At 53.4% G+C, this 12,718-nt stretch carries 8 protein-coding genes; 2 read left to right on the top strand and 6 right to left on the bottom strand.

The window, feature by feature from the left end; genetic code table 11:
- Positions 1-39 precede the first annotated feature (39 nt).
- The 5 genes from G8770_RS12995 to G8770_RS13015 are packed head-to-tail and all read right to left on the bottom strand — an operon-like array spanning position 40 to position 5,619.
- On the bottom strand, positions 40-2,007 hold the full coding sequence (locus tag G8770_RS12995; protein WP_167187274.1) for a vWA domain-containing protein: 1,968 nt from the start codon (positions 2,005-2,007) through the stop codon (positions 40-42).
- Positions 2,000-3,064 (bottom strand): VWA domain-containing protein, encoded by a 1,065-nt coding sequence (locus tag G8770_RS13000; protein ID WP_167187277.1) that lies wholly within the window; start codon positions 3,062-3,064, stop codon positions 2,000-2,002. The genes G8770_RS12995 and G8770_RS13000 overlap by 8 nt, the downstream gene beginning before the upstream one ends.
- Positions 3,051-3,725, bottom strand: coding sequence for a DUF4381 domain-containing protein (locus tag G8770_RS13005; protein WP_167187280.1), 675 nt, complete (start codon positions 3,723-3,725; stop codon positions 3,051-3,053). Before G8770_RS13005 ends, G8770_RS13000 begins: the two co-directional genes overlap by 14 nt.
- Positions 3,713-4,660 carry a DUF58 domain-containing protein gene (locus tag G8770_RS13010; RefSeq protein ID WP_167187283.1) on the bottom strand — a complete coding sequence of 316 codons (948 nt, stop codon included), beginning with the start codon at positions 4,658-4,660 and terminating at the stop codon, positions 3,713-3,715. The genes G8770_RS13005 and G8770_RS13010 overlap by 13 nt, the downstream gene beginning before the upstream one ends.
- Positions 4,660-5,619, bottom strand: coding sequence for an AAA family ATPase (locus tag G8770_RS13015; protein WP_167187286.1), 960 nt, complete (start codon positions 5,617-5,619; stop codon positions 4,660-4,662). Before G8770_RS13015 ends, G8770_RS13010 begins: the two co-directional genes overlap by 1 nt.
- Positions 5,620-6,208: 589 nt before the next feature.
- Between G8770_RS13015 and G8770_RS13020 the strand changes: the two genes are divergently transcribed.
- Together G8770_RS13020 and G8770_RS13025 are read left to right on the top strand one after the other, a co-directional pair.
- Positions 6,209-11,125, top strand: a complete 4,917-nt coding sequence (locus G8770_RS13020; protein ID WP_208022243.1) for an NAD-glutamate dehydrogenase domain-containing protein — start codon at positions 6,209-6,211, stop codon at positions 11,123-11,125.
- A gap of 207 nt (positions 11,126-11,332) precedes the next feature.
- The gene (locus G8770_RS13025; protein WP_167187292.1) at positions 11,333-12,367 is read left to right on the top strand and encodes a quinone-dependent dihydroorotate dehydrogenase; all 1,035 of its coding nucleotides are present in this window, start codon (positions 11,333-11,335) and stop codon (positions 12,365-12,367) included.
- 92 nt (positions 12,368-12,459) lie between these two features.
- Here G8770_RS13025 and rmf read toward each other — a convergent pair whose 3' ends face one another.
- Positions 12,460-12,663 carry a ribosome modulation factor gene (gene rmf, locus G8770_RS13030; protein WP_167187295.1) on the bottom strand — a complete coding sequence of 68 codons (204 nt, stop codon included), beginning with the start codon at positions 12,661-12,663 and terminating at the stop codon, positions 12,460-12,462.
- Between the last annotated feature and the right edge of the window lie 55 nt (positions 12,664-12,718).

Below are 12,718 nucleotides of genomic sequence, written 5' to 3' on the forward strand. Positions count from 1 at the left end.
CGGTTTATTGAGCGTCTACACCGTCTGTGCCAGCCGGGCTTACCATCGCTTGTTGGCTTGATTGTCTGGCGGAAGCCAGGAACCCTGTTGGTACTCCAGGCGACGTTGGCGATATTGGTATTCAAACTTTTTGCGCATCAAACCACTGGGGTCATCGGGTATCTTGCGCAACCATTGCTCCATGGCCTGTTTTTCTTCATCACTGAGCTCGCCCTCCTGAGCCTGGGCTTGCACACTGTCGGCGTCGGACGCGTGCTCTGCGGCATCTTGTTGAGCCTCATCTTGCCCGGCAGCTTGCTGATCTTGATCCTTATCCGCTTGCTGTGTATCTGAATCCGGGTTCAGCCGGTCCTGACTGTTGGCCGGGTCAGAATTGCTGGAGTCCGCATCGTTCTGTTCTGACTGTTGTTGTTCAGAGCTCTGTTGTTCAGAACTCTGTTGTTCAGAATTGGGTTGATCAGAGCCCTGTTGCTCAGCGTTTTCCTGATTGGGATCCTGACTGTCTGAATCTTGCTGATCAGAGCTCTGTCCGTCGGAGCCTTGATCCTGATCTTGAGCGTTTTGGGGTTGTTGATTCTGGTCGTTGTCCTGTGACTCGGAATCATTGTTTTGGCTCTGTTGCTGATTTTGTTGCTGTTGCAGCAGTTGTTCTACCAGCTCTTTATTGGCTTTCGCATCGTCAAAATCGGGTTGTTGCTGCAGTGCTTCGTCATAAGCGTCAAGGGCTTCGGGGTATTTCCCTGCTTTTGCCAGGGCGTTGCCCCGGTTGTAGTGCCCCTGGGCGCTGTTGTCCTCAGCAAAGCCCTGTGCAGCGGCTTCAAAGTTCTGGGCTTTGTATTGAGCCGCAGCCTTCCAGTCCTGACGTTTGAACGTCTGCGCCGCTTCTGCCGCTTTATCTTCTTTCAACAAGGCCTGCGCTTGTTGGTCGGGCGTTTGCCAGAGGTCTTTCCAGCCAAAGGCGTAACTTGGTTCTGGCAGTATCAGCAAGAGGGGGATCAGCAGTAGCCAACCTCGACGAAAACCCAAGGCGACAAATGGAATCAACAACAAGGAGAGCCAGGCACCCCGGTCCACCCAGGTGTCAAACTCTCTTTCCAGTTGTCGCGTCTTTTGACTCAACAGTTCGGGCTGCGTCATGAGGGCGTTGATGTCCCGGTCATTGTGGCTCAGGGTGCGATATTTTCCGCCGCTGGCTTTGGCAAGCTTGGACAGTTCCGTGGCATTGAGCTTGGCCAGCACAATGCCGCCGTTGTTGTCTTTGGCAAAGCCACCGTGGCGTATTGGGACCGGAGCGCCGGCTTCCGTGCCGACACCGAGTATGGATAAACGGAAGCCCGCGGGTAAGGTTCTTCTCAGGTACTGCTGGGCCTCGGTAGCGACACCATCAGTGACCAGCAAAATATCGCCTTGCAGCAAGCCGCCATCTTTAAAGAGTTTCAAGGCCTGATCCATTGCCATTTCGGTATTACTGCCGCTCAGGGGCATTACCTGGGGTGAAAGGGCGGGCAATAAACTGATGACCGTATCACTGTCATCGGTCAGCGGGGTGACGGTATAGGCTTCGCCGGCGTAGGCGACGAGTGCCGTTAAGCCTTCTTTGCGCTGCTTGAGTAAATCGGTCAGCTTGAGACGGGCACGCACCAGCCGCGAGGGTTTGAGGTCTTCTGCCATCATCGACGGTGACATGTCCAGCAGGATAATCAGGGCATTTTCGGTTTTGTGGATGGGCTGGGGCATTTTTTCCCAGCTGGGGCCTGCTATTGCCAAGCAGGCGAGTATAAGTCCGCAGGTCATCATCCACACGGGCCAGCGCTGCTGTTTGCTGAGTGAGCCTTGCAACAGGTAAGGCAATAATTCCGGGTTAATCAGGGTTTTCCACTGATTGCTCTGGGATTGGCTGCGCAGCAGATACCAACCGGCGAGCAGGGCCATGGGAATACCCAGCAACCACAACGGGCGCTGCCAGTGAAATTGTTCGATCAGGGAGGAGACGACGGCATCAGGCATGGCGTTTCTCTCCCTTGGTTTGGGTCGGGCCATTGTTTTCGGACAAGGCCAGTTTGTGCCAGAGGTCTTGAGCCAATCGCTGTAAAAACATAAAGGCACAGAGCCCCAAGGCTAACGCCAGTGCCCAATAGAACAGGGATTGAGTGGGGCGGAAAACCTCGGCCTCCTGATCTATGGGTTCCAGTTTGTCCAGTTGTAAGTAGATGGTTTGCAAGTCCTCGGGGGAGCGGGCCCGAAAATAGATGCCGCCGGTTTGTTGGGCAATGGATTTGAGGGTGGACTCATCCAGATCGGCGGAAGGGTTGATTCGGCGAGCTCCAAAACTGCTGCCAAACAGACCCGGAGTAACCATTTCGTCGGCACCCACCCCGATGGTGTAAATTTTCACTTTGGCCTTGGCAGCCAGCTCCGCCGCTTTGAGGGGGGATATCTGACCGGAAGTGTTGGCGCCATCGGTGAGTAAAATCATGACGCGGCTGTCCTGGGGGCGTTCACGCAAGCGCTTAACGCCCAGACCGATGGCATCGCCGATGGCGGTTTTTTCACCGGCAAACCCCAGTTGGGCTTCCTGCAGTAACTGGTTGACCGTGGTGCGATCGAAGGTGAGTGGGGCCTGCAAGTAGGCGCGAGAGCCGAACAGGATCAGTCCCAGCCGATCGGCCTCACGTCGTTTGACGAAATCACCGACCACCATTTTCACGATACTCAGCCGGTCATAGCCTTCACCTTGCCATTGCATGTCGCGGGTTTCCATGCTGCCGGATATGTCGACGCTGAGCAGCAGATCCCTGCCACTGGCAGGCATGGAGATGGCATCACCGACCCACATGGGCCGGGCTGCGGCGGTGAGGGTAGCCAGCCATATCAGGGTCAGCATCAGGATGCGCAGCCAGAGAGTTTTTGATGGTCCGCTGACTGCCGTGCCGGTAGTGGGTAAGCGTTCAAAAAAAGGTACCAGCAGGGCGGCATCTTCTTGCTTGGCCGCAGGCCAAAAACGGTAAATGATCCACGGCAGTGGCAATAAAGCAAACACCCAGGGCCATTCAAGATGCAGCATTGATATTTCCCTGTTTGTGGGTTTCGGGGTCGCCAGCAGGCGAGCCGGGTGTAAGGCCCTCGACCGATTTTTGTTCTTGTGAGCCTCGATCCATTAACGCCAATCTGGATTCCTTAACGTGCTTTCGCAGCCAGTCTTTGGCGTAGTCGAGCAGGATTGCAAGGCTCTCGGTTTGGGCGGCAGGTGCGGCATAGAGTCCAGTGCTCAGCAGGTCCGGCACTTGTGCGGGTTGCACCAGGTCCGGGGCGGACTGGCGTAAAAACTGGCTCCAGGCTTCTCCGTAAAATCCGGCAATGTGGGTTTGGGGGTAGGCGACCAGAGCTGCTCGTTTCAACACGGCATTTATGGCTTGCAGCGATGCGGAGCTGTTCTCACCATTGACGTCGATTTGCTGCAGCAGCTGCAGCGCGGCTCTGCGGTATTGGTGGGCATCGCGGTGGCGACGCCATGCCGCATAGCCGACAACCAATGCGATGAGGATCAGGCCCGCCAACACCCACCAGCCAGGAGCTATCGGCAGTTGGGTCACTTCGGTCGGCAGGTGAATGTCCCGCAGACTGGCCAGAGGGTCTGCTGGCACGGGTTGGGAGCCGGGCAAGCCCGGTCCAGCGGCTGAAGTCAGGGGCAGTGGTGCCGAAGTCGAATCGGTTAGCGTCGGCATGACTGTTTTCCAAAGAGAGGTTGCAGTTGGGTTAAAGCGGCCTGGTCGGTACTGATGTTCAAGAGCGGTAACGCCAATTGCATGGCAAGTGTTTGCAGGTGCTCCAGGTGGCTACTGTATTCTTGCTGGTACAGGCGAGTAAAGGTGCGGTTACGGGTGTCCAGTGTGCGCCGCTGTTGACCGTTGCTGACGGTTAACCGCAGGTTGTCGGGTAGCCGCATTTCCAGTGGGTCCGACACATGCAGCAGGCTAATATCGCCATGGCGGGCCAACTGGTAGAGCTGTTCATCACAGGCGCTGTCGAGATCGTGAAAATCACTGATGATCAGGATGGCACTGCCGGGTTTGGCGATTCGGCGTAGATCACTCAGTCTTTCGGCCAGGGTGATTTTATTGGCCGGGGACAAAGGCGATTTCAGCTGCAGGTTAAAATTCTGGATGGCCTGTAAGATACTCAACAGGGTATGACGGCTGCGTTTCGGGCGGATATCTCGCTCTTCCTGATCACTGAACACGAGAGCCCCGATGCGGTCGTTGTTGTCCAGCGCGGCCCAGCCCATCAGAGCCGCAACGTGTGCGGCAAGGACAGATTTAAAACAGTGTTGACCACCAAAGAACATCGGTGCCCGTTGGTCCAGCATCAACATCACCGGACGCTCTCGCTCTTCACGAAATATCTTGGTGTGAGGCACTTGAGTGCGGGCTGTGACGCGCCAATCGATACTGCGGATGTCGTCGCCGGCCTGATAGTGGCGAACTTCTTCAAACTCCATGCCGCGGCCGCGAAACCGGGTCCGCACGCCGCCACTCATTTGAGACTGGCTTAACTGCCTGGGGGTTAACTGCAGCTCGCGAGAGGCAAAGCGCAATCCAAGCAGGTCATCGAGTCTGACATAAGCGCCTACCGAAGGCTGTCTGAAGTCCAGGTGTTTCATCAAGCAACGGGCACTCGCTGAAGAAGTTCGTCGATGATTTTGTCTGCGGTGATGCCAGAGGCTTCCGCTTCAAAACTGAGTAACAGCCGATGTCTGAACACATCCGGCAAGACGGCCTGGACATCATCCGGGCTGACGAAGTCGCGACCATTGAGCCAGGCGTGGGCACGGGCGCAGCGGTCCAGAGCAATGGTGCCGCGAGGGCTGACACCAAATTCGATCCATTTTGCCAGCTCTTCCCCATAGGGTGCAGGCCAGCGGCTGGCGATGGTCAAGTTGATGATGTAGTCCTCAACGGATTCGGCCATATGCAGGGCCAGTACTTCCCGGCGCATGGCAAAAAGGTCGTTTTGGGTGACCATGGCGGGTTGGGTAACGGTCGTGTGAGCCGCTTCGTTGCGGGCCAGACGCAAAATATCCCGCTCAGCGTCTGCCTGAGGATAGCTCACAGTCACGTGCATCAAAAAGCGGTCTAACTGGGCTTCTGGCAGGGGATAGGTGCCTTCTTGCTCAATGGGGTTTTGTGTTGCCATGACCAGAAACAACTCCGGCAGCGGGTACGACGACCGGCCGACACTGATCTGACGTTCGGCCATGGCTTCCAGCAGGGCTGATTGCACCTTGGCGGGGGCACGATTGATCTCATCCGCCAGTACCAGATTGTGGAAAATGGGGCCAGCCTGAAACTCAAAGCTGCCATTCTCTGGACGGTAGATGTCGGTGCCGGTCACATCCGAGGGCAGCAGGTCCGGAGTGAACTGAATGCGGTGAAAATCCCCTTCAATACCGTCCGCCAGAGTTTTGACAGCCTTGGTTTTGGCCAGGCCGGGAGCGCCTTCGACCAGCAAGTGACCGTCCGCCAAAATGGCAATGAGCAAACTGTCCACCAAGTGGCTTTGACCAATGATTTGTGATTGCAGCCATTGTTTCAGTGCGTAAAGCGAAGACTGTGTATTCATAGTGCTGTGGTGTATCCCCCGTGGGTAACTTCTCAGGCAAGCGCTTGTAAGCCGGTTTTGTTGCGGGCGGTTCAGCGATTCCCCAGTTAGTCCCTGTTTTTTTGATTAGGTCTCTTGGTCAATTTAAGAGAGTCTTTGGTCTTCAATTTAAGAAAGTCTTTGGTCTTCAATGAGCTCCCATCTGTGCGTTTGCCTCTGCTCTCGAGAAAAACCGCAGGCAGCTTCTTAAAATAAGCCTCTGAATTAGCATGAGATTCTACTGTTTGAGGCGTGTGAATCAAGCGCTCCGTGTGCCAGAGTTTGAGTAGACCACAGACTCTCAGGTCGGTTCCATCATTGTCGGTTCTCCACCATCATTCGTGCGACAAAACGGCTGTGCGTTACAAGGCCATAGTCTATGCTTTGTAAAGGCTCCATCCCCTATAAATCGTGCGCTAAAGTCGGCGTAAAATGGTTGTGTACAGCTTGCATTTCGGGTCTTTAACCGCAGGCCCCAACCGAGGAAATCACAATTAGAGCATGTTAAAGCGGTTGAAATACAACACTTAAAATGTTTTATACGATGGAACATTCAGGAAAGAGGTATAGCGTGGACATTAGTTTGGTTGCTGCAGATACGAAAGAGGTGTTTTTTGACCTGCTGGCGGATTGTATTGATGAAAAGTTAGCCAACCAGAAGACCGGGCAACTGAAGGCCTTTACCCATATCTATTATGGCCAGTCAGAATTGGATGAGCTTGAGGGAAGGCCGCTGAATGATGTGTTTGGCAGCGCCTTTGGCTGGTGGAATTTTATCCAGCAATGGGACTTCCCAGGGCCTAAAGTGCGGGTTTTCAATCCCAGCCTGGAAGAAGAGGGCTGGCTCTGCGCGCATACAGTTATCGCTGTTTTGCAGCGCGACATGCCTTTTTTGGTGGATTCGATACGCATAGAGGTAAACCGTCGCAATATCACCCTCCACGAGATCAAAAGCACCGTAATGTCTGTCAGTCGCGATAAAAACGGCAAGTTGATCGACGTGGTGGCGAAAGGTCAGCACCCGCAAGACAGTAAAAAACAACAATATCATCATGAAGCGATGGTGTATCTGGAGATCAATCTCCATACCAATGAATCAGCGATGCAGGAGTTGGCCGACAGTTTACGGTCTGTATTGAGAGACGTGGATGTAGTGGTATCGGATTACCCGCCATTACTGGACCAGCTTCAGCGCTCCTGCCAAAACCTGAAAAAAGCCCAAGGTAAAGCCTTAACAGAAAATATCAGCGAGGCCGTGGATTTTCTGCATTGGTTGGGCGATGCCCATTTCACCATATTGGGGTTTGTGGAGTATGAATTCACCGGCAGCGCCAAGAGCCGGAGGTTGCAGGAAAAAACCGATTCACGGTTAGGTTTGTTCCGTATGCACGGCAGCAAACCGGACAGCGTTAAGGTGACCGATTTTAATATGGGGATGAAGCAGTTTCACCTGGGGCCGCAGCTTATTTCATTCACAAAATCGTCTGTGCGGTCAAGAGTTCATCGGCAGTCATATTCCGACTATGTGGTGGTCAAGCAGTTTGATGATGCCGGTGAGGTTTGCGGTGAAAGTCGTTTTATGGGGCTTTATACGTCCCCGGTATACACGGCATCCCCCAGTAATATACCGCTGATTAAGCAGAAAATTACCCATGTCCTGGAGCGCTCCGGGTTGGATTTACAGTCCCACGACGGCAAGGCGCTGAAACAGGTTCTGGAGACATTTCCACGGGATGAATTGTTTCAGAGCAGTGAAGCTGAGTTGTATGAAACCGTGATGGGGGTTGCTCGGATCAAAGAGCGACACCGTGTAAAACTCTTCATTCGGCGCGACCCTTACGGCAAGTTTGTCAACTGTATTGTGTATGTGCCGCGTGATGATTTCAGTACTCAGATTCGCATCAAAATCCAGGACATCATTGGTGATGCCATCAATGCTCAGGAACATGAGTTTACCACGTATTTTTCTGAGTCAGTGTTGGCCCGTTCGCACATAGTTTTTAAAGTTGATCCCAGTGATGACCTTGATATCGATGTGAAACGCCTGGAGCGACAAATTGTTGATATCACACGCTCCTGGACGGATCGATTGTACGAATCCCTTTGCGATACTTATGGCGAGGAAAAGGGCGCACGGTTGTATGCCAATTTTGGGGAGGCGTTTTCATCCAGCTACAGAGAAACGTATGAAGCCAGAGCGGCGGTACAGGATTTGGAAACGATTGCCCAATTGGATAATGAAAACAGGCTGGCAATGAGTTTCTATCAACCCATCGGTGCTGACAAAAAAGACATGCGCTTTAAAATATTTCACCTGGATAAAGCGTTGGAGCTTTCTGAAGCCATCCCGGTATTGGAGAATTTGGGGTTGCGCGTGATCGGTGAGCACCCCTATCGAATTCAGGAAAAAAATGGCATTTGTGTGTGGATGCAGGATTTTGGGTTGCGCTTTGGCCTCAATACAGAAGTGGATGTTCACGCCGTGCGGCACAATTTTCAGGATGCGTTTGCGGCCATCTGGACCAAAAAAACCGACAGTGACCCCTTCAATCGACTGGTGTTGGGGGCTCGTTTGAATTGGCGTGAAGTGTCTATGCTCAGGGCCTATGCCAGTTATATGAAGCAGACCATGTTCAATTTCAGTCAGAGCTATATCGCCAACACCTTGTCGCGTCATCTGGACATTACCCGTAATCTGGTTGCCCTGTTTAAAAGTACTTTCGATCCCAGAGTCAATGAAAAGTTGTCAAAAGATAATAGTCGTATAGAGCGGTTATCGAAAAAAATCATCGACAGTCTTGAAAAGGTCGACAATCTCAGTGAAGACCGCATCATTCGCCGTTACCTGGAATTTATGCAAGGTACGCTGCGGACCAATTTTTATCAGCTGGACAGCAGCGGAAACCCAAAAACTTACATTTCCTTTAAATTCAATCCGCGCACCATTGCCAATATTCCTGAACCGCGTCCCATGTACGAAATTTTTGTGTACTCGCCCCGTATGGAAGGTGTGCATTTACGTGGCGGCGCGGTGGCGCGTGGCGGGTTGCGTTGGTCAGACCGTTTGCAGGATTACCGGACCGAAGTACTTGGCCTGGTGAAAGCTCAGCAGGTTAAGAATGCCGTCATTGTCCCCAGCGGTGCCAAGGGCGGTTTTGTGGCCAAGAAGCTGCCATCCAGTGGTGGCCGGGAGGCCTACCAGAAAGAGGGTATTGCCTGCTACCAAACCTTTATTCGAGGGCTGCTGGACATCACGGATAACATTGTGGATGGGGACATTCAGGTGCCCGAGCAGGTGGTCAGAAAAGATGGCGATGACCCTTATCTGGTGGTGGCGGCCGACAAGGGGACTGCGACCTTTTCAGACATCGCCAATGAAATTTCCAAGGAATATAATCACTGGTTAGGGGATGCCTTCGCATCTGGCGGGAGCCAGGGTTATGATCACAAAGGTATGGGAATTACGGCGCGCGGCGCCTGGGTGTCTGTGCAGCGTCATTTCAAAGAAAAAAACATCAATGTTCAGGAGCAGGATTTTTCAGTGATCGGCATCGGTGATATGGCCGGTGACGTATTTGGTAACGGTATGCTGATGTCTGAACACATTTGTTTGAAAGCGGCGTTTAACCACCTGCACATCTTTATTGACCCCGCGCCGAACGCCGCCAGCAGTTTTAAGGAGCGCCAACGCCTGTTCAATGCTCCTGCAGCGTCCTGGGCGGATTACAACAAAACGTTAATCTCCAAAGGCGGCGGTGTTTTTCCCCGCTCGGCTAAATCGGTCAGTATCACTGCAGAGATGAAGGCTGCGTTTGGCATTGAGGCGGATAAATTAACCCCCAACGAGCTGATTCACGGGTTGTTGAAGGCCCCGGTGGACTTGATCTGGAATGGGGGGATTGGCACTTATGTCAAAAGTGCTGATGAAAACCACGCGGATGTCGGCGACAAGGCCAACGATACCCTGCGAGTCGATGGCAACCAGCTGCGCTGCCAGGTGTTTGGTGAAGGTGGCAATCTGGGGATGACCCAGCTGGGGCGAATAGAGTATTGCTTGCAGGGCGGACGCTGTAATACCGACTTTATTGACAATGCCGCCGGGGTGGATTGCTCCGACCACGAAGTCAACATCAAGATTTTGCTGGATGGTGTCGTAACTAATGGTGATCTGACCGGGAAGCAACGCAACAAGTTACTGGAAGAAATGACCCCGACGGTCTCCGCGCTGGTACTGAACAATAACTACCTGCAGACCCAGGCCATTTCACTGGCGGAGTATGATGCGTTGACCCGGGTAGGGGAGTATCGGCGCTTCATCACCACGATGGTAGACAGTGGGCGACTGGATCGTGCTCTGGAATTCCTGCCCACCGACGAGCAGATTGTTGAGCGCCAGCAGCAGGGAAAGACCCTGACCCGCCCGGAATTGTCGGTGTTGATTTCGTACGCGAAGGTGGAATTAAAAGAATCCCTGGCGAATGAGCAATTAACCGATGATGCCTACATGGTGACAGCGATCGAGTCGGCCTTTCCTGCGCTACTGCAACGCAAATATCGGGATCAAATCTACAGTCATCGTCTGCGAAAAGAAATTGTGGCCACCCAGGTGGCCAATAACATGGTCAATTATATGGGGATTAATTTCTGCCATCGTTTGATTGAAGCCACCGGCGCAAGTGCTATTGATGTGGCCAAGGCCTATGTTGCTGCGCGGGATATTTATCGATTGCACGATTTCTTCAGCGCCGTTGAAGCGTTGGATTACAAGATCGATACTCAGTTGCAATTCAAAATGCAATCCAAAATGATGGGTAATATGCGTCGTGCGACCCGTTGGTTTTTGCGCAATCGCCGCGGGTATCTGTCGCCTGCCAATGAGGTAGAGGCGTTTGCGGCACCGGTACAGCGGTTGGTTGATCAATTGCCCAGTGTTATGTGCGGTACCCCCAAAGAGGATTGGGATCGCGACTCGAAACAGTTTGAGCAACAGGGAATAGACTCTGAGCTGGCATCGTGGGCAGCATTGCCTGCCAGCGTGTACTCGGCGCTCAATGTGGTTGAGGCGGCTCGCATGACAGAAGCGGATCCGGTGGATGTGGCCAGTGTCTATTTTGCGTTGGGAGACCGGCTTGGTTTGCATTGGTTTGCCATGCAGGTCTCGGACGTCAAGGTGGATACCTACTGGCACGCCATGGCGCGGGAAGCGTTTATGGACGATCTTGAGTCGCAAATGCGAACGCTGGCCACGTCCATCATACGTTTGAGTGGCGAGACGAGGGATGTGACCGAAACCCTGGACCGCTGGAGCGCTCAACACAGCGTCTTGATCGGACGCTGGCGCTCCATGATTACTGAGTTGCAGGGCAGTGCCGGGACGGATTTTGCGATGTTTTCCGTGGCCCTGAGGGAATTGTTGGATCTGGCCCAAGCCAGTCAACACTGTACCTCTCTGGATGACGACAGCAACGCTTGTAGGTTGGGGTTCTAGGGAAACGGGGCGCATTGAGAGGCATACGCCGGGGTGCTGATGGCGGCGGGGGCCCGAGGCCGGAGGGTTTACCCGCCGGGTGGCTGGTCGCCTCGCAATACGGCCTTCTTTCCAGTATCCTTGCGACCTATTGATTAACCTGTAGATTAACCTTCCCCGACGTGCTGTTTAGTCCTCTTACACACAAACCCCATTGGGATTCTTCACATGTATGATTTAGCTCGCAAACTCATGTTCCGGCTGGACCCGGAAACTGCTCATGAACTGACCATCGATATGTTGGGGGCCGGTGAGCGGCTGGGGCTGATTCGGCCTTTCATAAAGCCGGTGCCTAATAATCCGGTCGAGGTCATGGGGATTACGTTTCCAAACCCGGTGGGGTTGGCCGCAGGTCTGGATAAAAATGGCGATTGCTTTAACGCTCTAGGGCAGCTGGGGTTTGGGTTTGTGGAAATTGGCACTATTACCCCGCGACCACAACCGGGTAACCCTAGACCCCGCCTTTTCCGTCTGCCTGAGTTTCAGGGCATCATCAACCGGATGGGGTTCAATAACAAAGGGGTCGAACACCTGGTTGAACAGGTCAAGCGCCGCCGTTTCTCCGGCGTTCTGGGGATCAATATTGGCAAGAACTTCGACACTCCTGTCGAAAAGGCTGCCGATGATTATCGCCTGTGTATGCAGGCGGTCTATGAGTACGCGGATTACATCACGGTCAACATTTCTTCCCCCAATACTCCGGGGCTGCGCGATCTTCAATTTGGTGACAGTCTGAAGTCATTGTTGAGTGAGGTGAAAAAAGAGCAGTTGGGTTTGGAATCCCTACACGGCCGCTATGTGCCGATCGCCGTTAAAATCGCACCGGATATGGATACTGTGGCGATTCAGCAAGTGGCTGAAGTTCTGCTGGCCAGTGGGCTGGATGGTGTCATTGCGACCAATACCACCATCTCCCGTGACGGTGTGGAAGCGTCTCCCGTGGCTCAGGAAGCCGGGGGCTTGAGTGGCAAACCGGTCAGGGCTAAATCCACGGAAGTGATCAGAACGCTGGCGGAGGCGCTAGAGGGTAAGCTGCCAATCATTGGTGTCGGGGGAATACTCAGTGGTCGCGATGCCGCCGAAAAGATTGAAGCCGGTGCCAGTCTGGTGCAAATCTACAGTGGGTTTATTTACCGGGGACCGGAGTTGATCAGCGAATCTGCCCGAGCAATCGCTGCGCTTCAGCGACAAACGTCGACGTAACCTGTGAAAAATATGGGCAGTGATTTGACCCTGCGCCCCGAGAAGCTCTCGGTTGAGCTTCTTCGGGGAAGGGTGAAAGAATGGGGTTTTGTCTAAAGGTTGCTTAATTTTTGAGCCAGAGCGGCTTTGTTAAACCCGTCCCAATGATCCGTGCGTCCTTCTCGCCAGCCTGTTAACCAGTTTTGTCTTACGGTTTCATTTTCATGAGGGCAGAGACTGCGAGAACGCCCATCGATACCAGCTTGATAACCTTTGCTGTAGGCGCGTGAAGTTTGACTGCGTTTTTGGGTTTTCATATGAAAGGGTACCTCTCAGTGTTGATTTGTTGTCTACGCTATCTGAATCGGACGC

The organism is Pseudomaricurvus hydrocarbonicus, assembly GCF_011602365.1.
GTDB classification, from domain to species: domain Bacteria; phylum Pseudomonadota; class Gammaproteobacteria; order Pseudomonadales; family Cellvibrionaceae; genus Pseudomaricurvus; species Pseudomaricurvus hydrocarbonicus.

Excerpts from the sequence above, each read along its gene's own strand:
- G8770_RS13010 (WP_167187283.1), bottom strand. The coding sequence starts at position 4,660 with ATGAAACACCTGGACTTCAGACAGCCTTCGGTAGGCGCTTATGTCAGA.
- G8770_RS13025 (WP_167187292.1), top strand. The coding sequence starts at position 11,333 with ATGTATGATTTAGCTCGCAAACTCATGTTCCGGCTGGACCCGGAAACT.
- G8770_RS12995 (WP_167187274.1), bottom strand. The coding sequence starts at position 2,007 with ATGCCTGATGCCGTCGTCTCCTCCCTGATCGAACAATTTCACTGGCAG.
- G8770_RS13005 (WP_167187280.1), bottom strand. The coding sequence starts at position 3,725 with ATGCCGACGCTAACCGATTCGACTTCGGCACCACTGCCCCTGACTTCA.
- rmf (WP_167187295.1), bottom strand. The coding sequence starts at position 12,663 with ATGAAAACCCAAAAACGCAGTCAAACTTCACGCGCCTACAGCAAAGGT.
- G8770_RS13015 (WP_167187286.1), bottom strand. The coding sequence starts at position 5,619 with ATGAATACACAGTCTTCGCTTTACGCACTGAAACAATGGCTGCAATCA.
- G8770_RS13000 (WP_167187277.1), bottom strand. The coding sequence starts at position 3,064 with ATGCTGCATCTTGAATGGCCCTGGGTGTTTGCTTTATTGCCACTGCCG.